This window comes from Microvirga sp. HS2 (assembly GCF_055792805.1).
On record NZ_JBVVAJ010000002.1, the window covers coordinates 209010 to 231092 of the forward strand.

The window sequence follows — 22083 nt, forward strand, 5'->3', positions numbered from 1 at the left end:
AACCTCTTGCAGGCTTGGGAGAAAGGCGGGGCACTCTTGGCGTCGTGGCCCCCGGGTCAAAAAATTCAACCTTTCAACTCATTCGAAAGTCCAGGTTATGCCGGAACCCCTTCCTGTTGAAAAAGCGCCGGGGAAGGCCTTTCGCAATGAGGGGCGCCGCCCTAGGCTAACCTCTCCTTCATTGTTGAAGTGGCTGCATGATCGACCCGCAAATCTCCGAATGGATCAGCCAGATCCTGCGTTGGACCCATGTGATCACGGCAATCGCCTGGATCGGATCCTCCTTCTATTTCATCCATCTCGATTTGAGCCTGAAGAAGCGGGAGGGCTTGCCCGAAGGCGTCGGCGGCGAGGCCTGGCAGGTCCATGGCGGCGGCTTCTACAACATGCGCAAGTATCTCGTCGCGCCACCGGAGCTCCCGAAGGAGCTCACCTGGTTCAAGTGGGAGAGCTATTCCACCTGGATCAGCGGATTCTTCCTGATCGTCTGGGTTTATTACCTCCATGCCGACCTCTACACGATCGACCCGTCGGTGCGCGCCCTCGCCCCGTGGCAGGCCCCCGCGATCGGCATCGGCGGCATCGTGGCGAGCTGGTTCGTGTATGAGGGCCTCTGCCGTTCGCCGCTCGGCAGGAACGGGCTCGTCCTCGGCGTCGTTCTCTTCGCCTATATCCTTCTCGCCGCGTTTGCGTTCACGCAGGTTTTCAACGGACGCGCCGCTTTCCTTCATACGGGCGCGATGATCGCCACCTGGATGTCGGCGAGCGTGTTCTTCGTCATCATCCCGAACCAGAAGAAGGTGGTGGCGACCCTGCTGGCAGGTGGCTCGCCCGATCCGAAGCTCGGCAAGGAAGCCAAGCTGCGCTCGACGCACAATAACTACCTGACTCTGCCCGTCATCTTCCTGATGCTCTCGAACCATTACCCGCTGGCATGGTCGTCCCGCTACGCGGTCGGCATCATCGGCCTCATCCTGATCGCCGGCGCTGTGATCAGGCATTTCTTCAACTCCCAGCACGCGGGCAAGGGCTCGCCCTGGTGGACCTGGGGTGCCGCCGCCGCCGCCATCGTCCTCGCGATCTGGCTGTCGATCATCGGAAAGCCCGGCAACGACAACAAAGCGGCCGCGACCGCCGTGGAGCCCGCGGCCGCCTTCGAGGAAGCGACCCTCGCCATTCAATCCCGCTGCTCCATGTGCCATGCGTCCGAGCCGGTCTGGGACGGCATCGCCATCGCACCCAAGGGCGTGCGGCTCGACACGCCCGAGGAGATCGCCCGCCACGCGGAGATCATCCGGGTCCAGGCCGTGCTCACACACGCCATGCCGCCCAACAACATCACCGAAATGACCCTGGACGAGCGCAAGGCCGTCGCCACATGGCTGGCAAGCCGCGAGACTGCCGCACAGTAACCCCGTGCATCCCTGCACCAAGAACAATCCAACGGAGACCTCCCTCATGTCCGAACTCAGCCTCAAGACGGCCCAGACAATTGCCGAAGCAACCTTGAAGACCGCGCGCGAAAAGTCGTTCAAGCCGCTCTCGGTCGTCGTTTACGATGCGCGCGGCGCCCTGAAGGCTCTCCTGTCCGAGGACGGCACGAGCCTCAAGCGCGCCGAGATCGCCATGGGCAAGGCCTATGGCGCATTGTCCCTCGGCGTCGGCTCAAGAGCTCTCCACAAGATGGCAACCGACCGTCCCTATTTCGTCGCCGCCGCCACCCATGCGGTGGGCGGGCAGCTCGTGCCGGTCCCGGGCGGCGTGCTGATCAAGGATTCCCAGGGCCATATCCTCGGCGCCGTGGGCGTGTCCGGCGATACGTCCGACAATGACGAGATCGCCGCCGCCGGTGGGATCGAGGCCGCGGGCCTCGTCTTCGATGCCGGAGCCTGAAGGTTCCCGCATCCACATTCCTTAGCGCATCGTACGGCCCTTTCGCGCCCGACGATGCGCTCTTCAATGGAGTGGAGCATCGCATGGATTCAGAAGGTGAAAAGCCACTTTCCACGCCCGGTTATCCAGCAACCCAGAGTTCCGGAGCGGAACCCGGGCAGGGCTGGACAGAAACGGTCGATTGATCAACTAATAGGACAAGGTTATTGCCTTACCGGCGTGACCGAGAGATTCTAAAGCCTTAAGATATAAACAGAAAGGGAACGCGTCCGATGTCATCATGGATCAAACGCACGGCACTTGCCGCCGTCGCAACAGCCGCCCTCATGGGCGTCGTGGGCGCCGCCTCCGCCGAGGTGGTCTACAACCGCGGGAACCTGGGCGAGCCGGAAACCCTCGATACCCACAAGACTTCGACGGTCCAGGAAGCCCACATCCTGCGCGACATGCTCGAAGGCCTCGTGACCTATAGCCCCAAGGGCGAAGCCGTCCCGGGCCAGGCCGCGAAGTGGGAGGTGTCCGACGACGGACTGACCTACCGGTTCACGCTCCGCGACGGTCTCAAGTGGTCGAACGGCGATCCGTTGACGGCCGAGGACTTCGTCTATTCCTATCGCCGCATCATGGATCCGGCCACGGGCGCGAAATATTCGAACATCCTTTACCCGATCAAGAATGCGGAGAAGATCAACAAGGGCCAGGCCAAGCCCGAGGAACTGGGCGTGAAGGCCGTCGATCCCAAGACGGTCGAGATCACCCTCGAGGCGGCCACTCCCTACTTCATCGAGCTGCTCACCCACCAGACCAGCCTGCCCGTCCACAAGGCCTCCGTCGAGAAGTTCGGCAAGGATTTCGTGAAGCCGGGCAACATGGTGACGAACGGCGCCTACAAGCTCGCCGAGTTCGCTCCAAACTCCCACATCAAGCTCGTGAAGAACGAGAATTATTGGGACGCCAAGAACGTCAAGATCGATACGGTCAACTTCATCCCGCATCCGGATCTGGCCGCTGCCGTGCGCCGCTACGAGGCCGGGGAGCTGGACTCCATGGATGAGCTTCCGGCCGATCAGATCAAGTCGCTCAAGGAGCGCTTCAAGGATCAGGTCAAGCTCGGTCCCTATCTCGGCACTTGGTTCCTAGTCGTGAACTCCTCCAAGGCGCCGTTCAGCGACGTGCGCGTGCGCCAGGCCCTCTCGATGCTGGTCGATCGCGAGTTCATCGCCGAGCAGATCTGGGGCCAGACGATGCAGCCGGGCTATTCGTTCATCCCTCCGGGCGTGGGCAATTACGGCGAGCCGGCCTACATGGACTACAAGGACATGTCGCCGATCGACCGTGAGGACAAGGCGAAGGCACTCCTCAAGGAGGCCGGCTTCGGTCCCGGCAAGCCGCTCAAGGTCGAGATCCGCTACAACACCACGGACAACAACCGCAACTCGGTGATCGCAGTCGCCGAGCAGTGGAAGGCCGCCAATATCGAGACGTCCTTCATCAACACGGACGGCAAGACCCACTTCGCGCATCTGCGTGACGGCGGCGACTTCGACGTCGCCCGCTACGGCTGGATCGCCGATTACTCGGATCCGAACAACTTCCTGTTCCTGCTCAAGAGCGACAATACGGGCTTCAACTACGGCAAGTACAAGAACCCGCAATTCGACAAGCTGCTCGACGACGCGGCCAAGGAACTCGACCTGAAGAAGCGCGCGGACCTCATGAAGCAGGCCGAGGCGATCCTCATGAAGGAGATGCCCTGGATCCCGATCATGTATTACGGCAAGACCAACCTGATCTCGCCGAAGATCCAAGGGTTCGTCCAGAATACGCGCGGCGTCTATCCGTCGCGCTACCTCTCGAAGACGCAATAAAATAAGTCCCCGGAACAGGGCGGCCAGACCATCAGGCCGCCCTGTTTCTTGATCCGTTATCGCGTTTCACGGGAGGAGCCTGCCGTGCTCTCCTTCATTATCCGCCGGTTTCTTTCGGCCATCCCGACGCTGTTCATCATCGTCACGATCTCGTTCTTCCTGATCCGGCTCGCCCCCGGCGGCCCGTTCGATCTCGAGCGCCCGCTCGAGGCGAAGGTGATGGAGAACCTCAACCGGATCTATCAGCTCGACAAGCCGCTGATCGAGCAATACTGGCTCTACTTGAGCGCCTTGATGCACGGCGATTTCGGGCCTTCCTTCATTCTGCGCGACTTCTCGGTCGCCGAGCTCTTCGCGCGCGGGCTGCCCGTCTCCATGACTCTCGGAGCCCTCGCCCTGACGCTCGCGATCCTCGTCGGCGGGACGCTCGGCACGATCGCGGCCCTGCGCCAGAACAGCACCATCGATTACATCGTCACCGGCATGGGCGCGCTCGGCCTGACCATCCCGAACTTCGTGGTCGCGCCAATCCTGCAGCTCGTCCTCGGCCTCGCTCTCGCAATGCTGCCCGTTGCCGGATGGGGCAACGGAGACCCGCGCCATCTCATCATGCCGGTCATCGTTCTGGCCCTGCCCCAGATCGCCGTCGTCTCCCGCATGACCCGCGCCGCCATGATCGAGAACCTGCGCTCGAACCACATCCGTACGCTCCGCTCCCTGGGACTGCCGACGCGGACCGTCGTCGCCCATGCCCTTCGGGGCGCGGCGCTGCCGGTCGTGTCCTATCTCGGACCTGCGGCCGCCGCCCTGCTCACGGGCTCGGTGGTCGTCGAGACGATCTTCGGCCTTCCAGGCATCGGCCGCTACTTCGTGGAAGGCGCCCTTAACCGCGACTACACGCTCGTCATGGGCACCGTCGTGGTCGTGGCCGTCTTCGTCCTGCTCTTCAACCTCGTGGTCGATATCCTCTACGCGCTGATCGATCCCCGCATCCGTTACGATTGAGTGTCATCATGGCTGAAGGCGCTGTTCTTCCTGTCGAAACCATGACCGGGCCGGTCGTCGCGGGCCGATCCCTCTGGGCCGAGGCGCGCGGTCGTCTCGTCCGCAACCGGGCCGCCCTCACCAGCATCATCGTGCTGGGTCTGATCGCCCTCACCTGCATCTTCGGTCCGTTCTTCACGGGGCATCCCTTCGACCGGGTCTATCCGGACTACGTGAAGGTGCCCGCGAGCATGGAGGCCTATCCCAAGGCGGACCAGATCGAGCCTCAGATCGAGCGCATCGGCTCACGGGTCCGGGCCAAGGCGGAGAACATCAGCATCGACAACGGAATCGTGCATCTCACCCTGGTGAGCACGAGCACCCGTCCGATCGACGAGCGGCTGCTCGCCTATTTCGAGCGTTCCGATTTCTTCAGCACCGCGAAGGTCGTCGATCGCCAGGACGAAGGCCGCAGGCTCGTCGTGGACGTGCCGGTGAAGCAGCTCTACTTCTTCTTCGGCACCGACACGAATGGGCGCGATCTCCTGACCCGGACCATGAAGGCGGGCCAGATCTCGCTGGCCATCGGCCTCCTCGCCACCTTCGTCGCCATCCTCATCGGCGTGATCTATGGCGCGACGTCCGGCTATCTCGGCGGGCGCGTCGACCTCGTGATGATGCGCATCGTCGACATTCTCTACTCGCTGCCGTTCATCTTCTTCGTGATCATGCTGGTGGTGTTCTTCGGCCGCAACTTCGTCCTGATGTTCATCGCGGTCGGAGCGGTGGAATGGCTCGACATGGCCCGGATCGTGCGCGGCCAGACGCTCTCGATCAAACGCCAGGAATACGTGCAGGCGGCGGAAGCGCTCGGCGTCGAAACGAAAGGCATCATCCGTCGCCACGTCATTCCGAACACGCTGGGTCCGGTCGTGGTTTACATGACGCTGCTCGTGCCGAGGGTGATCCTGCTGGAGAGTTTCCTCTCGTTCCTCGGCCTCGGAGTACAGGAGCCCAACACCAGCCTCGGCGTGCTGATTTCCGAAGGCGCCAAGAACATCCAGGGTGCCACCTGGATGCTGATCTATCCCTCCATTACGCTTGTCGCGACCCTGTTCTGCCTCAACTTCATCGGCGACGGCCTGCGCGACGCGCTCGACCCGAAGGATCGGTGACATGACCGAACCCGTTCTGTCCGTCCGCGACCTTCACGTCCGCTTCCGCACCGGCGACGGCATCCTTCATGCCGTCAAGGGCATCGACCTCGACATTCCGCCTGGCGCGACGGTCGCCATCGTGGGCGAGTCGGGCTCGGGCAAGAGCCAGACGATGATGTCCGTCATGGGCCTTCTCGCTTCGAACGGCTGGGCCGAAGGATCGGTGAAATATCGCGGCCAGGAGCTGATCGGCCTCCCCCCTGAGAAGCTCAACGCCTATCGCGGCTCGAAGCTCACCATGATCTTCCAGGAGCCCATGACCTCGCTCGATCCACTCTACCGGATCGGCGAGCAGCTCGCCCTGCCGCTGACGACCCATGGCGGCCTGAGCAAAGCCGCCGCGCGCAAGCGCGCCATCGAGCTTCTGGAGCTGGTGCGCATTCCGGATCCCGCTCGCCGCATCGATGCCTATCCGCACGAGATGTCCGGCGGCCAGCGGCAGCGCGTGATGATCGCCATGGCACTCGCCAACAACCCGGACGTGCTGATCGCCGACGAACCGACCACGGCTCTCGACGTGACGGTGCAGGCGCAGATCCTCGAATTGCTGCGCGATCTGCAGAAGCGCCTGGGCATGTCCATCGTGTTCATCACCCACGACCTCGGCATCGTGCGCCGTTTCGCGGACCGCACCTATGTGATGAAGCGCGGCGAAGTGGTGGAAAGCGGAAGCACGGCGGAGATTTTCGCCGCGCCCAAGCATCCCTATACGCAGATGTTGATCGATGCCGAGCCGCGAGGCCGCAAGGAGCCGGCGCCGGCCGGCGCGCCGGTGATCCTGGATGCCAGAAACGTCCAGGTGACCTTCGCCCTCGAGAAGAACCTCTTCGGCAGGGCCACCCATGTCCTCCGCGCCGTCGACGATGTCAGCCTCACCGTCCGGGCGGGGGAAACAGTGGGCGTCGTGGGCGAGTCGGGCTCCGGCAAGTCCACCCTCGGACGCGCGATTCTGAAACTGCAGACCGCTTCCGGCATGGTGCGGTTCGAGGATCGCAACCTCATGCCGCTCGACCGCGCGGGCATGCGCCCGCTGCGCCGTCACCTCCAGCTCGTGTTCCAGGACCCCTTCGGCTCCCTCTCTCCCCGGATGACGGCGGGCGAGATCGTCACCGAAGGCCTGCTCGTCCACGAGCCGAGCATCTCCCGCAAGGAGCGCGACCGGCGGGCGGCCCAGGCCTTCGAGGAAGTGCAGCTCGATCCGGCCTGGCGCAACCGCTTCCCCCATGAATTCTCGGGCGGCCAGCGCCAGCGCATCGCCATCGCCCGCGCGATGATCCTGCACCCGAAGCTCGTGGTGCTCGACGAGCCGACTTCGGCCCTCGACCGCTCCGTGCAGAAGGAGATCGTGGAGCTGTTGCGGGGCCTTCAGACGGCGCATGGTTTGGCTTACGTCTTCATCAGCCACGACCTTGCCGTCGTCAGGGCACTCTCGGACGAGATCATGGTCATGAAGTCCGGCAAGGTGGTGGAACGCGGCAGCGCCGAGGCGATTTTCGAGCGCCCGCGCGAGGCCTATACCCGGGACCTGATCGCCGCCGCCTTCCTGGCCGAGCGCGAGAAATCCGGGGCCGGAGGCCAAGCCCTGGCCACCTGAGGCTGGAACCGACATCCATGGCGCGGACTTGACTCCGCGCCATGGCAAAGCTCGCTTCCTATCGCGCCAAGCGCGACTTCACCAAAACCTCCGAGCCGGAGGGCACGACGGCACGACGCAAGGGCTTCTCCTTCGTCGTTCAGAAGCACGATGCTTCCCGCCTCCATTATGACTTCCGCCTCGAGCTCGACGGAGCGCTCAAGAGCTGGGCCGTCGCGAAGGGTCCGAGCCTCGTCAAGGGCGAGAAGCGCCTTGCGGTCCATGTGGAGGACCACCCGCTCGCCTATGCGGATTTCGAGGGCACGATTCCCGTAGGGCAGTATGGCGGCGGGACGGTCCTGGTCTGGGACCGGGGCACCTGGGAGCCGGAGGGCGACCCCCATGACGGCTATGACAAGGGCCGCCTCACCTTCCGTCTCGACGGCGAGAAGCTGCACGGCACATGGCACCTGATCCGCATGGCGAAGCGCCCGCGCGAAAAACAGGAATCCTGGCTGCTGATCAAAGCCGACGATTCCTATGCCCGTACGGAAGAGGACCCGGACATTCTCGACGAGGAGCCCCTGTCCGTGAAGTCTGGCCGGTCCATCGAGGACATCGCGCCCGGCCGGGCGGCGAAGAGCGCCAAGGCCCGGAAGGCGGCTCCTAAAAAGGCAGCAGCCTCTTCGACTGATAAGGCTTCATCTCCTGCAAAGCGCCCGTCGTCTGCCAAGACGCTCAAGTCGAACGGCGTCGCGGTCGCGGGCATACCGCTCACCCATCCCGAGCGGGTCCTGTGGGAGGATCAGGGGCTGACCAAACAGGAATTGGCCGAGTTCTACGAGGGCATTGCCGAGTGGCTCCTGCCGCATGTCGTCGACCGCCCCCTGACCCTGATCCGCTGCCCGGGAGGCGCGCAGAAGAAATGCTTCGTCCAGCGCCATACCTGGGCGGGCATGAATTCTGTGATCCACAGCACGATGGTGCCGGATCCCGGAGGCAAGCTGGAAGTGCTGACCGTCAGCGACATCCAGGGGGTCGTCGCCCTCGTTCAATCCGGCGTCCTCGAGATGCATGTCTGGGGCGCGACACTCAAGGACCTGGAGCGCCCGGACCGGCTGATCTTCGACCTTGATCCAGGCGAGGGAGTCGGATGGGGACAGGTGATCGAAGGGGCATTCGCCATCCGCGAACGCCTGAAGGCGCAGGGCCTCGAAAGCTTCGTGAAGACGACCGGCGGCAAAGGGCTCCATGTAGTCACCCCTCTGAAGCCGAAGGCCTCCTGGAAGGAGGCGCTGGCCTTCACCCGCGACATGGCGGAAGCCGTCACGAAGGATGAGCCGGACCGCTACACCACCACATCGCTCAAGACCGAGCGGCAGGGCAGGATCTTCATCGATTACCTGCGCAACAACCGGGAGGCATCCGCCGTTGCCCCCTACTCCACCCGTTCGCGCCCGGGCGCGCCCGTGGCGACCCCGGTCGCCTGGGAGGAGCTGACGCTGGATCTCAAGCCGAACGGCTTCACCGTCGAGAATCTCGGAGCGCGGCTTGCCTCCCTGCGCCGCGATCCCTGGGCGGAGATGAAAGAGATCGATCAGGCTCTGCCCTAAGGGGATTTCTCCCGTCGCTCAGGGAATCGCCGCCATCGGCAAATCCACCGCCGTGAGACCGGCCGACCTGAACGTGGCCGCCACGGCACCGGCCTTGGCGAAGGCCGCCTTCATCTCGGCAGCGGTCATGGCGACGGTGGTCTTCATATCGGTCACACCACCGCCCGAAGCCGCAACGATGGCCGAGGTCGCGACGCCCTCGAACGGCCCTTCGGAGATGACGAGAAAATCGTACTCGCCGAATGTCATATAGTAGGACAGAAGCCTGCCTCCGGACTGCGCGAAGAGCTGTGACACCATCTCGGAACGGTCTTCCGGCTTGGCGATCATCCCCTTCAATGCATCCTGCGTGAATCGTCCCTGAGTAATGAAGATCGGCATGGTCGTTCCTCCCAAGCAGAGAGGAAATCCTGACACGAAGGTCGGTGAGCTTCTTGAGAATCGTCAATCGGATGAGCCGAGCTCAAAAGAGCGGCGCCTGAAGTCCTTCGACCGTGAGAGCCTCTTGCACGGCAGGGCGCGCAAGCACTCGCTCGGCCAATGCATTCAGATTGGCGAGAGTCCGCGGCGGGCGCGGCATGGCCCGTCCCCATCGGATCAGGAGGAACAGGAAGAGATCCGCCGCGGAGAAGCGATCTCCGAGGAGCCATGTCCTGTCGCCGAGCTGTTCGGAGATCACGTCGAACATCCGGTAAAGGCGTTGCTCGGCAGCCCTCTTCGCTGCCGGGACAGCGGCCTCATCGGTCACATGTTCACGCGGATAGAACCAGGCGCGATACTCGGCCTGCGGCGTGTTCGTCAGGTGAACCATCCATTTGTAGAACTCCGCCCGCTCGCGGCTCCCCACTTCAGGGGCGAGACCGGCCTGCGGGAACCGGTCGACGAGATGCAGGGCAATCGCCACGGTCTCGAACAGCACGAGGTCTCCATCGACCAGCACGGGGATGCGGCCGTTCGGATTGAGCCTCAGGTATTCCGGACTTTTCTGGGCCTTGTTGTCCTGGTCCACGAAACGCATCTCGAAGGGCGCCCCGATCTCCCGCAGCATCATGTGCGGCAGCAGGCTGGCATAGCCAGGATAGTAATGGAGAACCAACATCGGACGGGCGCCTTTCTTGACTGTGGAGCTACCTTGCTAGGATGCGAGCGGCAGCTCGTAAAGGTGGCTCCGGCCCTGTCCAGACCTTCCTTTCAGGGACGGGTGCCCTATCGTCCTGAGGAGTTTCGGGAGTGTCGGGTATGACGGACCATGTGCGCGCGATCATCGAGAAGCTGCGGGTCGAACCGGGAGAGCGCGCTCGATTGAATGAGCGCGACCCTCGCGATTCCAGCCTGTTTTCCGACGAGAAGGAGACGAAGGTCGCCACGGCCGACCTCGCCCGGGACATCGACGTGCTGCAGGACCGGCTTTATGCGGAGGGGTCGCGCGCCCTCCTCGTCATCCTTCAGGGCACCGACACCTCGGGCAAGGACGGCACGATCCGCACCGTGTTCAACGCGACCGGCCCCCTGGGGGTCTCCGTCACCGCCTTTGGGACGCCGACGACACGAGAACTTGCGCACGACTATCTGTGGCGCGTCCATTCTGCCTGTCCGAGACGCGGCACCATCGGCATCTTCAACCGCTCCCATTACGAGGACGTCCTGATCGCCAAGGTGAGGAAACTCGCCCCGCAGGAAGCCATCGAGCAACGCTACGACCAGATCAACGCCTTCGAGAAAATGCTCGCCGAGAACGGCACGACCATCCTCAAGTTCATGCTTCATATCTCGAAGGGCGAGCAGAAGGAGCGGCTCCAGGAGCGGCTCGACGATCCGAAGAAGCACTGGAAGTTCAATCCGGGCGACCTGGAGGACAGGGCCTATTGGGACGAATACCAGGATGCCTACGAGACCATGCTGGACCGCTGTTCGACGCATCACGCCCCATGGCATGTCGTTCCCGCCGACCGGAAATGGGTGCGCAACGCGGCCATCGCCTCCATCGTCAAGGCGACGCTCGAAGAGATGGATCCGCAATATCCGACGGTCAGCTGGAACCCTGGCGACTTCACCATCACCTAACGGGAATGCCACCTTCGTCGAAGGCCCTTGCCGAGGTGGGCTCCGCGCGCGACAATAATCTCATGAAAAGCATTCTCGTCCCGATCGAAGATCATGGCCTCGTCGAGAGCCAACTCGAGTTGGCGCTCCTCCTCGGCCGAACCTTTGAAAGCTATATCGAGGGTCTCGCAATTACCCCCGATTACCCCGTCGTCCTGCCGGTCGACATCGCCATCGGCGTCCCCTCGCCGCTGACCCCGGAAAACCGCATCGATATCGCGCGAACCTGCCGCGAGCGGTTCGACGGCTTCATGGCCGCCAAGCAGATTTCGCGTTCGTCCGCGGGACTGGCGGGCCTGAGTTTCGGCTGGCGCCAGGACGGGTTGATGGAGGATGCCTTCCTGGGCGCCTATGGTCGGGTGTTCGACACGGTCGTGGTCGGCAGGCCGGACGGCTCGGAAGGCCAGACCCGTCTTTCCACCGTCGAGTCCGCGCTTTTCGAGACGGGCCGTCCGGTCCTGATCGCCCCACCGCGCGTGCCCCGGACCTTCGGCGAAGTCGCCGTCATCGCCTGGAACCGCAGCACCGAGACGGCACGCGCGGTGCTCGGTGCCATGCCGCTGCTGAAAAAGGCGCGCCGTGTCGTCATCCTGGAACTGGAGGATTGGGGTGTGCCCGGCCCGTCGGGGTCGGAACTCGCGCGCTCCTTGCGGATGCACGATATCGCCGCTGAAGCCATGACCGCTCCGGATCCGGCGGACAAGCCGGGCGAGACCATTCTGTCCGAATGCGCCGCTCTCGGCTGCGACCTCCTGGTCAAGGGCGCCTATACCCAGAGCCGCCTGAGGCAGATGTTCTTCGGCGGGGCGACAAGTCACATCCTGAGCAACACCACGATCCCCGTTCTGATGGCTCACTAGAGCATCGGACCCAAAAGTGGATTTGCACTTTTGGGTCCGATCCGGTGCTCCACCTTTTGGATGAGCGCATCGTGCAAATGCCGGACTCGGGTTTCGCGCGATGCGCCAAGCAGTGAGGATTCACCATGTTGCGTGACATGGCCGTCGTTCTGGACGAGCGTTTCCGCCGCCTGGTCATTCCTTCGGCCCGGCTGGAGAAGCTCGCGGAAGGGTGCCGCTGGGCGGAGGGACCGGCCTATTTCCCGGCCGGACGCTGTCTCGTCTGGAGCGACGTGCCCAACGACCGGATGATGCGGTTCGACGAAACCTCGAACACGGTCAGCGTCTTTCGCGCCCCGTCCGGATATTCCAACGGCAATACGGTGGACCGCCAGGGCCGACTCGTGACCTGCGAGCACGGCAACCGGCGCGTCACCCGCACCGAACATGACGGCTCCATCACGGTGATCGCCAGCCATCACAAGGGCAAGCGGCTCAACAGCCCCAACGACGTGGTCGTGAAGTCGGACGGCTCGATCTGGTTCACGGATCCGGCCTACGGGATCGATTCCGATTACGAAGGCCACAAGGCGGAGAGCGAGATCGGCGCCTGCCATGTCTATAGAATCGACCCGCAGGACGCCTCCATCAGCATCGTTGCCGACGATTTCGTCCGCCCGAACGGCCTCGCCTTTTCTCCCGACGAGACGAAGCTCTACGTCGTCGACACGGGCGCGACGCATGTCACGGACGGGCCCCGCCACATCCGTGTCTTCGATGTGGACGAGAGCGGTCGCCTCACGGGAGGGGGCATCTTCGCCACCTGCACCAGCGGGCTTTTCGACGGGTTCCGGCTGGACGACGAAGGGCGGATCTGGACCAGCGCGGGAGACGGGGTGCATTGCTATGAGAGCGACGGCACACTGATCGGCAAGATCCTGGTTCCGGAAGCGGTCGCCAACGTGGTTTTCGGAGGCGTGAAGCGCAACCGGCTCTTCATCTGCGCGACGACGTCGCTTTACGCCATCCTGCTCCCCGTGAACGGGGCGAAGACGTTCTAATCGTCCACGCCGGGGCGTCCCTCCACCGTCATGAGCGTGGCCATCAGAACGGCGACGAGCTTTTCCTGGCCCTCGCGCTCGGCAATGACATCGGTCTGCGCGAGAGTGAGGGTGCGGCCCGCCTTGACGACCTTGCCGCGTGCCAGGATGCGTTCTCCCAGGGCCGGCGCGAGAAGGTTGATCTTGAATTCAGCCGTGAGAACGCCCGCTCCGGGCGGCATCAGGGTCAGGGCCGCGTAACCGGCAGCCGAGTCCGCAATGCTCGCCACGGCTCCCGCATGCGTGAATCCATGCTGCTGCGACACGGCCGGAGATGCCGGCAGCGCGATGTCCACCACCCCCGGCGAGACGCGGGCGATGGATGCCCCTAACGTCTGCATCAGCCCCTGTTTCGCGAAACTCGCCCGCACCCGTGCCTCGAAATCGGCGTCCTGCGGCACCGGTTCGTTCATGTTCGCGCCTCCTTGATCGCGTTCATTAAGACAGCTTTCATTCCCCTTGTGAATGATGCGCGCTTCCATCATGTGTGCGGGCCATGAGTCACGCTGCCTCCCTCTCCCCCCGAGTGCGCTCCGGTGCCCTGATCGGCATCGGCCTGATGCTGCTCGGCACCTTCCTGTTCTCCGTGAACGACGTCATGGGCAAGTGGCTCGTCGCCACCTATTCCGTCGGACAGGTTCTGCTCCTGCGCGGCCTCGCGGCGCTGGCCGTGCTCCTCCCGATCATGCGGCAGCAGGGCATCCCGGTCAGGATTCCGCCGCGACCGGGCCTCCACGCCTTCCGCATCCTGCTTTCGACGCTCGAAGTCTCCTGCTTCTATTGGGCCGTCACCTACCTGCCGCTCGCGGACGTGATGACCTATTACCTGGCCGCGCCGATCTATGTCGCGGCCTTCGCGGCATTCTGGCTGGGTGAGAGGATCGACAGGCCGCGCATCGCCGCCATCGCCGTGGGCTTCATCGGCGTGCTGATCGCGCTTCGCCCCTCACCGGCAACGATCTCCTGGCCGGCCCTCATCGCCCTTGCCGGCAGCATGTTCTACTCGCTCCTGATGATCACGACCCGGAAGCTGAAGGATACGGACGACGGTACGCTGGTTCTGGGCCAGATGCTCGGCAACGTGATCTTCGGCATCGCCGTCGCGCCCTTCGCCTGGGTGACGCCGGGCTGGCTGGACCTAGCGGGCCTTTTCCTGCTCGGAATCGTCTCGATGACGGCCCATGCCTGCGTCAACCGCTCGCTCAAAATCGCCCCGGCCTCCGTCGTCGCGCCCTATCAGTACACCCTCATCATCTGGGCGATCGTGCTCGGCTACATGGCCTTCGGAGACATCGTCGAGTTCTGGACCCTCGTGGGCGCCGGCGTCATCTGCACGGCAGGCGTGGTGCTGCTGCTCCTCGAACGCGAAGCCGCCCGGCGCGGGCGCGTGGCGAAGGACATCGAGGAACCGGTCCTTCCGGAGGCTTAACCCAAAGACTGATAACCTCTGCACGGGCTCGCCCCACAAACGACCTTGACAGGTTCGGCGCCGCGACCGTCAATGACGTAATAAAAACACAGAGGGAATCCGATGCGTCTCAAGCTCACCATTGCTGCCGCTACGGCAGGAATTCTCTTTGCCTCCGCCGCCTTTGCGCAGGACATCAAGATTGCTCTGATCGCCGGCAAGACCGGACCGCTCGAAGCCTACGCCAAGCAGACGGAAGCCGGTTTCATGATGGGCCTGGAGTACCTCACCAAGGGCTCCATGACGCTGAACGGCCGCAAGCTCTCCGTGATCGTAAAGGACGACCAGCTCAAGGCGGATCTCGCGAAGACCCTGTTGGAACAGGCCTACAGCGACGACAATGTCGACATCGCCGTGGGCACCACTTCGTCCGCTGCAGCGCTCGCGATGCTGCCGGTCGCGGAAGAAAACGGCAAGGTGCTGATCGTCGAGCCCGCCGTGGCCGATGCGATCACCGGCGAGAAGTGGAACCGCTTCATCTTCCGGACAGCCCGCAACTCCACGCAGGATGCCTATGGCGCGGCGGCCGCCGTCCCGGCGACCGGCGACGTTTCCATCGCGACCCTCGCCCAGGACTACGCTTTCGGCCGCGACGGCGTCGCCGCCCTCAAGAACGCACTCTCGGAAATCCGCCCGAATGCCAAGGTGGTTTTCGAGGAATACGCCCCGCAGAACGCCACGGACTTCACGGCCTCGGCCCAGCGGATCTTCGACGCCTTGAAGGACAAGCCCGGCAAGAAGATCATCAACATCATCTGGGCAGGCCAGCATCCGCTGCCGAAGATCGCGGATCTGAAGCCGGAGCGCTTCGGCATCGAGATCGCACCCGGCGGCAACATTCTGCCCGCCATGCAGATCTACAAGAACTATCCCGGCATGGAAGGCGCGATCTACTATTACTGGGACTTCCCAAAGAACGCCATGAACGACTGGCTCGTGGCCGAGCATCAGAAGCGCTTCAACGCGCCGCCGGACTTCTTCACCGCAGGTGGTTTCGCCGCCGCCTCTGCGGTCGTCACGGCCATCCAGAAGGCCGGGGGCACCGACACCGAGAAGCTGATCGCGGCCATGGAGGGCATGAGCTTCGAAACCCCGAAGGGCACCATGACCTTCCGCAAGGAGGATCATCAGGCGCTGCAGGACATGTATCACTTCAAGGTCAAGACCAGCGGCAAGGATTCCAGCGACCTGCTCGATCTCGTCGCCACGATCCCCGCCGACAAGATGCCGATCCCGGTCCGCAACAAACGCTAGGCAGACGTGACGTCCCCGGCAGCCGCGATGCCCGCGCTCGAAACGCGCGGGCTCACCGTTCGCTTCGGCGGCCATGTGGCCGTCGACAATGTCTCGTGCCGGTTCATCCCCGGAACGCTCACGGCCATTGTCGGCCCGAACGGAGCGGGCAAGACCACGTATTTCAACCTGATCTCCGGTCAGCTGCGCGCCACATCGGGACAGGTTCTGGTGGAGGGAGAGGACATCACGTCTCTTGCCCCGTCCGCCCGCGCCAAGCGCGGATTGGGCCGGGCCTTCCAGCTCACCAATCTCTTTCCCGACCTGACGGCGCTGGAGAACGTGCGCCTGGCGGTCCAGAGCCGTGCGGAGGCAGGATGGTCGCTCCTGAGGGTGTGGAACGGCCGCCGCGACCTGATCGACAGGGCGGACGAGATCCTCGATCGCGTTCGCCTGAGCGACAAGCGCCACATCGCGCCGAAGGCGCTCTCCCATGGCGACCAGCGCAAGCTCGAAGTGGCGCTTCTGATCGCGATGGAGCCCAAGGTCTTCATGTTCGACGAGCCGACGGCCGGAATGAGCGTCGACGAGGTGCCGACCGTGCTCGAACTGATTCAGGACATCAAGCGGCGCGGCGACGCCACGGTCCTTCTCGTGGAGCACAAGATGGACGTGGTGCGCTCGCTCGCGGACCGGATCGTCGTGCTGCACAACGGTGCTCTCGTGGCGGATGGAGACCCGGCGAAAGTCATCGCCTCGCCCGTGGTGCAAGAAGCCTATCTCGGCGTGGAGACGGCCCATGCCTGAGCCTCTGCTGCAACTCTCCGGGGTTCAGACCCATATTGGCCCCTATCACATCCTGCACGGCGTGGACTTCGCCGTCCCCGCGGGTCAGTTGACGATGCTGCTCGGCCGCAACGGCGCTGGCAAAACGACCACCCTGCGGACCATCATGGGCTTGTGGCAAACCTCGTCCGGAACGATCCGCTTCGATGGCCGGGACATCACGAAGACCAGCACGCCGGACATCGCGCGCGCAGGCATCGGCTATGTTCCAGAAACGATGGGCATCTTCACGGATCTCACGGTGCGGGAGAACATCGTTCTCGCCGCCCGCAGCGGCCCGGTGGATCCCACGCGCCTCGACTGGATGCTCGGCCTCTTTCCGGCCCTGAAGCGTTTCTGGAACCTGCCGGCGGGCAATCTATCCGGGGGGCAGAAGCAGATGCTCGCCATCGCCCGCGCCATCGCGGAACCGCGCCGCCTCCTGCTCATCGACGAGCCGACCAAAGGCCTTGCGCCCGTGATGGTGCGCAGCATGATCGAAGCGTTCAAGGCACTGAAAGCCGCGGGCGAAACGATCCTGCTCGTGGAGCAGAACTTCCACGCGGCGTCGGTGCTCGGCGACAGCGTGGTCGTGATGGACGACGGGCGCGCCGTTCATTCCGGCGCCATGGGCGATCTGGTGACGGACAAGACTCTTCAGCAGCGCCTGCTCGGCCTCTCCCTGGACGCTCACCAATGACCGATATGGCTGCCGACACCGCCGCCTCCCATGATCCTCTTCCGCGCTCACGGACGGATTGGCTGCCGCTTCTCCTCGTTCCGGCGCTTGCCCTCGCCGCCCTGCCCCTGGTCGGAAGCGGCTCGACCTGGGTGACGCTCACGGTCGCCGGCCTTGCCATGGGCATGATGATCTTCCTCATGGCATCAGGGCTCACGCTCGTGTTCGGCCTCATGGACATCATCAACTTCGGCCACGGAGTCTTCATCTCGCTCGGGGCCTACGCCACCCTCATCGTTCTCGGCCCCCTCGCAGGCTGGGCACAGGCCGAATCCGTCTGGCTGAACCTCGCCCTTCTTTCGCTCTGCATCCTGGTCGCCATGGGCCTCACGGGCATCGTCGGCATGGTGTTCGAGCGCGTCATCGTTCGCCCGGTCTATGGCAGCCATCTCAAGCAGATCCTCGTCACCATGGGTGGCCTGATCGTGGCCGAGCAGGCGATTCACGCCATCTGGGGCGCATCGCCCATTCCCATTCCCCTGCCAGAAACCCTTCGCGGCGCATTCGTGATCGGCGATGTCGTGATGGAGCGTTACCGCGTCGTGGCCGTGGGCATCGGCCTCGTGGTGTTCATCGGCATGCAGCTTCTGCTCAACCGCACTCGCATCGGCCTTCTCATCCGGGCCGGCGTCGAGAATCCGGAGATGGTCGAAGCGCTCGGCTACCGCATCCGCCGCCTGTTCGTCAGCGTTTTCGTGGCAGGCTCGGCCCTCGCGGGGCTCGGCGGCGTGATGTGGGCCTTCTACCGACAGACCCTGACTGCGGGGATGGGAATGGAAGTGATGGTGCTCGTGTTCATCGTCATCATCATCGGCGGCCTCGGCTCCGTGGGCGGATGCTTCGTCGGCTCCATCCTGGTAGCGCTGGTTGCGAATTACGTCGGCTTCATCGAGCCGAAGCTGGCGCTCGTCTCCAACATCCTCGTCATGGCTCTCGTGCTGATCTGGCGTCCGCAGGGCCTCTTTCCGGTTGCGCGCCGATGAACCCGTCTCCTGCCCGATCCCCGGATCTTGATGAAGTCCGTCAGAAAGGCGGATTCATCAGTGTGGTCCTGTCCTCGGATCCGCCGCGCTCGAAGGCGCTGACCTTCATCCTGATCGCCATTCTCCTCGTCCTGGCGGCGACGCCGTTCCTGTTCTCCGGCAGCCAGCCCCTGAGCACGGCCGCGAAGATCTGCGTCTTCATCGTCCTGGTGGCAAGCTACGATCTGCTGCTCGGCTATACCGGGATCGTCTCCTTCGCGCATACCATGTTCTTCGGCATCGGGGGCTACGGCATGGCCATCGCGCTGGAACGGCTCGGACCCACCTGGAGCTCGGTCCTCATCGGCCTTGTCGCGGCGCTGTTCCTCTCGGCTCTGCTTGCAATCGCCATAGGCCTCCTGTCCTTGCGCGTGCGGGCGATCTTCTTTTCCATGATCACCCTGGCGGTGGCCTCCGCCATGGCTGTCCTCGCCTCCCAGCTTTCCACCATCACGGGCGGGGAGGACGGCCTGTCGTTCCAACTTCCCCATGAGCTGCGCCCGGCATTCCGGCTTCTGTCGGAGCCGGTTCTGGGCGTGTCGATCAACGGGCGCCTGATCGCCTATTACATGCTGTTCTTCGTTGCGCTTCTCGTGTTCCTCCTGCTCCTGCGCATCGTGAACTCGCCGTTCGGGCGCGTGCTGCAGGCGATCCGCGAGAATGAATTCCGCGCCGAGGCTTTGGGCTATCGGGTCGTGGCCTATCGCACGGCGGCCTCGGTCATTTCAGCGCTGGCCGCAACGGTCGCGGGCGCTCTCATGGCCCTGTGGCTGCGATACAACGGACCGGATACGACGCTCTCCTTCTCGATCATGATCGACATCCTGCTGATGGTCGTGATCGGCGGCATGGGAACAATGTACGGATCCGTGATCGGCGCGACCCTCTTCGTGCTGGCCCAGAGCTATCTGCAGGTCCTCATGGATGCCGGCAGCAAGGCGCTTGCGGGCATTCCGGTGCTGCCCAACCTGATCCATCCCGATCGGTGGCTGCTCTGGCTCGGCGCGCTGTTCGTGATCAGCGTCTACGCCTTTCCGGGCGGAATCGTGGGGCGGCTCAGACAGGCTGAGCAATAAAGTCGTAACCGGGAAACCTCGCCGGTCTGCTGCGTTTTCTTCCAAAGCGCGGAGGGAGCGCCAATGAGCCGTGCCTTTGTTCGTGAAACGGAAGGTGGGGAAGCCTTCGAGGACCTCCCTGACCGGACCTTGAGTCCTCATCATCTCGTCACTCCGTCGGGACTAGCCCAGATGGATGCCGAGATCGATGCCCTGGAACGTCGTCTCGATGAGGCGAAGGCCGCGGACGACAAGGCCGAGATGGCGCGTCTCTCACGTGACCTGCGCTACTGGTCGGCCCGCCGCGTTTCGGCCGAAGTGGTTCCCCCTCCCCGCGACATCGCGCACGTGCGCTTTGGCGCGCGCGTCACCTTCGAGCGTGAGGATGGACGGCGGCAGACCTATCGCATTGTCGGCGAGGATGAAGCCGATCCTGCCAAGGGGACGATTTCCTATGTCTCGCCCCTCGCTCAAGCGGTGATGGGCAAAGAGGTCGGCGACGTCATTCCCGTGGGAGCGACAACGGCGGAGATCATCGAGATCGCGGGGTGAGGAGGCTTAAACCCGGTCCTCGCCCGCTCCCCTCATGGCTGCGTAATGGGCCCGCTTCGCCTCATACATCCGCAGGTCGGCACGCTTGACGACGGCTTCCAGCCGCTCGCCCGGTTCGCTGGTGGCAAGCCCCATCGAGAACTGGAGCGGCAGACCCGTATAGAACTGATTATTGACGTCGAGCATGTTCTCGATGCTCTCCAGCACGAGCTTGGCGTCACGCTCTTCCGTTCCCGGCAACAGCAATGCGAATTCGTCTCCGCCGATGCGGGCCGCGCAGGCGGGCTTGTCCACGGCTTTGCCCAGCACCTCGCCGGCACGGCGCAGCAATGCGTCTCCAGCCGCGTGCCCGAGCTGATCATTCGCGGCCTTCAGGCCATTGAGGTCGATGATGATCACCGTGACCGGGAACGGTCCCTTGCGCTCGAGCCGGTTGAGCTCGTCGACGTAGAAGGACCGGTTGTAGAGCTTGGTCAGCACGTCGTGCTTCCCGAGATATTCCAGGTAAGCCTCGGCGCGCTTGCGGGCGGTGATATCCGTCAGGGCGACCTGAACCAGGGACCAGTCACTCTCGTATCCGGGCAGAACCGAGAACTGAAGATGGAGGTGAAGCTCGTCGCCTGCGAGGGAGTAATTCACGACTTCCCGCTGCTGGAAAATTTTTCCGTTCCAGAGATCGACGAGCTGCTCCCGGAAATGCTCCTGCATCTCCTCGCGGAAGACATCTCCGAGATTGCTGAGCAGCGTCTTCTTGTCGGGCGCCGCAAACAATTCGAGCGTGTGCCGGTTCACGTCGATCACGCGGATTTCGCTCAGGCAGCGGGCGATGAATTCCGGATGCACATCGGTGAATGTGCGAAAATCCCGGATCCCTTGCCGCCGGACATCTTCGAGCAGCTGCTTGACGGCGCTGAAATCCTCGACCCACAGCGAAACCGGAGAATGTTCGAAGAGACCGCGCGCATAGACTTCGCTCATGGCCAGCTCGCGCCGGGCCGTTTCCCTTTCGGTGACATCCTCGATCGCCACGAGGACGCGATCCCATCGCTCCTCGTGGCCCGGCAGGATCGCTCCTTTGAGCTGGATGTCGAGTCGCTTGCCGGACAAGGTGTAATTGACCGTGTTGCTTCCGAACTGGAATTCCCCGTTCCAGAGCTGAACCAGTTCGTCGATATGGGCCTTGAGCATGTCGGCCCGGAAGATTCGGTCGAGATTGCCGATCAGATCCGTCAGGCTGCCGGCCTCGAAGAGGCTGAGCGTCTTGTGGTTGACCTTGATGACGCGGATCCGGCTGGAACAGGCGCTGACACGCTCCACGTCCTCCTCCAGATACTCCCTCAAAGACGTGACCCCGGCCGCCCTCCATTCCTCGAGGAGTTGCTTGACGCCGCTGTAATCCTCAAGCCAGAGGGATACCGGCGCCAGATCGAACATGCGGGCGTCGTCCTGCTGGTCGTCTGGATAGGACGCCGCCAGGACACCGGCGCTTAAATGGGGCATGGAAGGCCTACAGGTATTCTTTCTTGGGGCAATTCACCCCGAAGCCGTGATGTAATACAAGATCAAACCGCCAAAAAACCGGCTCTTTCCATGCTGCAAGCGCAGCAATTGCTGCTGCCGGTCCCGGCGGATCCAACCTGAGCGCCAACCCTCAGCAGGTCACCGGGTGCTCCTGAAGGCAGGCGTTCTTTCCCCCTTGTTTCGCCGACGGCCATGGGTCCTCAGGCATCGGTGCGCATCTGGTCCGCGACGGTCTGGCTCATGTATGGGTGCCCGGCCTCGTTCAGAGCACGGTCCAGAGCCTCGATGGCGTTTAGGATTTTTGAAAGCTCCTCCGCCATCTCGACGGAAGGCAGCGGCGCTTCCGCGATCTGCCGCGTCATTTCCCTTCGCCGCTTCACCAGGCTCTCGCGCGCGGCATTCAGTTCCTTGATCTCCTCGGAAGTCATGGGCTCCTCGTTCTCTTCCGTCGCTTCAGAGATAAGTCCGTTCGGCTGAA

General features: G+C 63.5%; 21 protein-coding genes and 2 pseudogenes. 18 read left to right on the forward strand and 5 right to left on the reverse strand.

Annotated elements, in window-relative coordinates; all coding sequences use genetic code 11:
* Positions 1 to 197 precede the first annotated feature (197 nt).
* From ACS5Q0_RS03445 to ligD, 8 genes and pseudogenes are all read left to right on the forward strand, one after another.
* Positions 198 to 1412 (forward strand): urate hydroxylase PuuD, encoded by a 1215-nt coding sequence (locus tag ACS5Q0_RS03445; protein WP_473125201.1) that lies wholly within the window; start codon positions 198 to 200, stop codon positions 1410 to 1412.
* Positions 1413 to 1458: 46 nt separating this feature from the next.
* A complete protein-coding gene (locus ACS5Q0_RS03450) occupies positions 1459 to 1893 on the forward strand; it encodes a GlcG/HbpS family heme-binding protein (protein WP_473125202.1) in 435 nt (144 codons plus the stop codon).
* A gap of 272 nt (positions 1894 to 2165) precedes the next feature.
* Positions 2166 to 3761: a peptide ABC transporter substrate-binding protein gene (locus ACS5Q0_RS03455; RefSeq protein ID WP_473125203.1), complete on the forward strand. Its 1596-nt coding sequence runs from the start codon at positions 2166 to 2168 to the stop codon at positions 3759 to 3761.
* 84 nt (positions 3762 to 3845) lie between these two features.
* Positions 3846 to 4766, forward strand: coding sequence for an ABC transporter permease subunit (locus ACS5Q0_RS03460; protein ID WP_473125204.1), 921 nt, complete (start codon positions 3846 to 3848; stop codon positions 4764 to 4766).
* Positions 4767 to 4774: 8 nt separating this feature from the next.
* A complete protein-coding gene (locus tag ACS5Q0_RS03465; protein WP_473125205.1) occupies positions 4775 to 5920 on the forward strand; it encodes an ABC transporter permease subunit in 1146 nt (381 codons plus the stop codon).
* A gap of 1 nt (position 5921) precedes the next feature.
* On the forward strand, positions 5922 to 7556 hold the full coding sequence (locus tag ACS5Q0_RS03470; protein ID WP_473125206.1) for an ABC transporter ATP-binding protein: 1635 nt from the start codon (positions 5922 to 5924) through the stop codon (positions 7554 to 7556).
* A gap of 41 nt (positions 7557 to 7597) precedes the next feature.
* Positions 7598 to 8254: pseudogene (locus tag ACS5Q0_RS03475) on the forward strand (DNA polymerase ligase N-terminal domain-containing protein); the annotation flags it as partial.
* Positions 8255 to 8317: 63 nt separating this feature from the next.
* Positions 8318 to 9148 (forward strand): annotated as a pseudogene (ligD, locus tag ACS5Q0_RS03480) (non-homologous end-joining DNA ligase); the annotation flags it as partial.
* A gap of 18 nt (positions 9149 to 9166) precedes the next feature.
* Here the strand turns inward: ligD and ACS5Q0_RS03485 are convergent.
* The gene (locus ACS5Q0_RS03485; RefSeq protein ID WP_473125207.1) at positions 9167 to 9529 is read right to left on the reverse strand and encodes a GYD domain-containing protein; all 363 of its coding nucleotides are present in this window, start codon (positions 9527 to 9529) and stop codon (positions 9167 to 9169) included.
* Between the two features lie 82 nt (positions 9530 to 9611).
* Positions 9612 to 10247 (reverse strand): glutathione S-transferase family protein, encoded by a 636-nt coding sequence (locus ACS5Q0_RS03490; protein WP_473125208.1) that lies wholly within the window; start codon positions 10245 to 10247, stop codon positions 9612 to 9614.
* 140 nt (positions 10248 to 10387) lie between these two features.
* Here ACS5Q0_RS03490 and ACS5Q0_RS03495 point away from each other — a divergent pair, with 140 nt between their 5' ends.
* The 3 genes from ACS5Q0_RS03495 to ACS5Q0_RS03505 all read left to right on the forward strand — a co-directional run bounded on the left by ACS5Q0_RS03495 (position 10388) and on the right by ACS5Q0_RS03505 (position 13151).
* Positions 10388 to 11212: a polyphosphate kinase 2 family protein gene (locus tag ACS5Q0_RS03495; RefSeq protein WP_473125274.1), complete on the forward strand. Its 825-nt coding sequence runs from the start codon at positions 10388 to 10390 to the stop codon at positions 11210 to 11212.
* Between the two features lie 62 nt (positions 11213 to 11274).
* Positions 11275 to 12111: a universal stress protein gene (locus ACS5Q0_RS03500; protein WP_473125209.1), complete on the forward strand. Its 837-nt coding sequence runs from the start codon at positions 11275 to 11277 to the stop codon at positions 12109 to 12111.
* A gap of 125 nt (positions 12112 to 12236) precedes the next feature.
* Positions 12237 to 13151 (forward strand): SMP-30/gluconolactonase/LRE family protein, encoded by a 915-nt coding sequence (locus tag ACS5Q0_RS03505; protein WP_473125210.1) that lies wholly within the window; start codon positions 12237 to 12239, stop codon positions 13149 to 13151.
* On the opposite strand, the gene ACS5Q0_RS03510 is transcribed toward ACS5Q0_RS03505, so the two are convergent.
* Positions 13148 to 13603 carry a PaaI family thioesterase gene (locus tag ACS5Q0_RS03510; protein WP_473125211.1) on the reverse strand — a complete coding sequence of 152 codons (456 nt, stop codon included), beginning with the start codon at positions 13601 to 13603 and terminating at the stop codon, positions 13148 to 13150. The genes ACS5Q0_RS03505 and ACS5Q0_RS03510 overlap by 4 nt on opposite strands.
* 83 nt (positions 13604 to 13686) lie before the next feature.
* On the opposite strand from ACS5Q0_RS03510, the gene ACS5Q0_RS03515 reads away from it, so the two are divergent.
* The 7 genes from ACS5Q0_RS03515 to greA all read left to right on the forward strand — a co-directional run bounded on the left by ACS5Q0_RS03515 (position 13687) and on the right by greA (position 20084).
* Positions 13687 to 14619, forward strand: coding sequence for a DMT family transporter (locus ACS5Q0_RS03515; protein WP_473125212.1), 933 nt, complete (start codon positions 13687 to 13689; stop codon positions 14617 to 14619).
* 102 nt (positions 14620 to 14721) lie between these two features.
* Positions 14722 to 15912 carry a substrate-binding domain-containing protein gene (locus ACS5Q0_RS03520; RefSeq protein WP_473125213.1) on the forward strand — a complete coding sequence of 397 codons (1191 nt, stop codon included), beginning with the start codon at positions 14722 to 14724 and terminating at the stop codon, positions 15910 to 15912.
* 27 nt (positions 15913 to 15939) lie between these two features.
* A complete protein-coding gene (locus ACS5Q0_RS03525; protein ID WP_473125275.1) occupies positions 15940 to 16698 on the forward strand; it encodes an ABC transporter ATP-binding protein in 759 nt (252 codons plus the stop codon).
* Entirely contained in the window at positions 16691 to 17416 is a 726-nt protein-coding gene (locus tag ACS5Q0_RS03530) for an ABC transporter ATP-binding protein (RefSeq protein WP_473125214.1), read from the forward strand. The genes ACS5Q0_RS03525 and ACS5Q0_RS03530 overlap by 8 nt, the downstream gene beginning before the upstream one ends.
* The gene (locus tag ACS5Q0_RS03535; protein ID WP_473125215.1) at positions 17413 to 18438 is read left to right on the forward strand and encodes a branched-chain amino acid ABC transporter permease; all 1026 of its coding nucleotides are present in this window, start codon (positions 17413 to 17415) and stop codon (positions 18436 to 18438) included. Before ACS5Q0_RS03530 ends, ACS5Q0_RS03535 begins: the two co-directional genes overlap by 4 nt.
* Positions 18399 to 19553 (forward strand): branched-chain amino acid ABC transporter permease, encoded by a 1155-nt coding sequence (locus ACS5Q0_RS03540; RefSeq protein ID WP_473125276.1) that lies wholly within the window; start codon positions 18399 to 18401, stop codon positions 19551 to 19553. The genes ACS5Q0_RS03535 and ACS5Q0_RS03540 overlap by 40 nt, the downstream gene beginning before the upstream one ends.
* Before the next feature lie 63 nt (positions 19554 to 19616).
* The gene (gene greA, locus ACS5Q0_RS03545) at positions 19617 to 20084 is read left to right on the forward strand and encodes a transcription elongation factor GreA (RefSeq protein WP_473125216.1); all 468 of its coding nucleotides are present in this window, start codon (positions 19617 to 19619) and stop codon (positions 20082 to 20084) included.
* Between the two features lie 6 nt (positions 20085 to 20090).
* Here greA and ACS5Q0_RS03550 read toward each other — a convergent pair whose 3' ends face one another.
* Together ACS5Q0_RS03550 and ACS5Q0_RS03555 are read right to left on the reverse strand one after the other, a co-directional pair.
* Positions 20091 to 21584, reverse strand: coding sequence for a sensor domain-containing diguanylate cyclase (locus ACS5Q0_RS03550; RefSeq protein WP_473125217.1), 1494 nt, complete (start codon positions 21582 to 21584; stop codon positions 20091 to 20093).
* A 221-nt stretch (positions 21585 to 21805) separates the two neighbouring features.
* A complete protein-coding gene (locus ACS5Q0_RS03555; RefSeq protein WP_473125218.1) occupies positions 21806 to 22033 on the reverse strand; it encodes a hypothetical protein in 228 nt (75 codons plus the stop codon).
* Positions 22034 to 22083 lie beyond the last annotated feature (50 nt).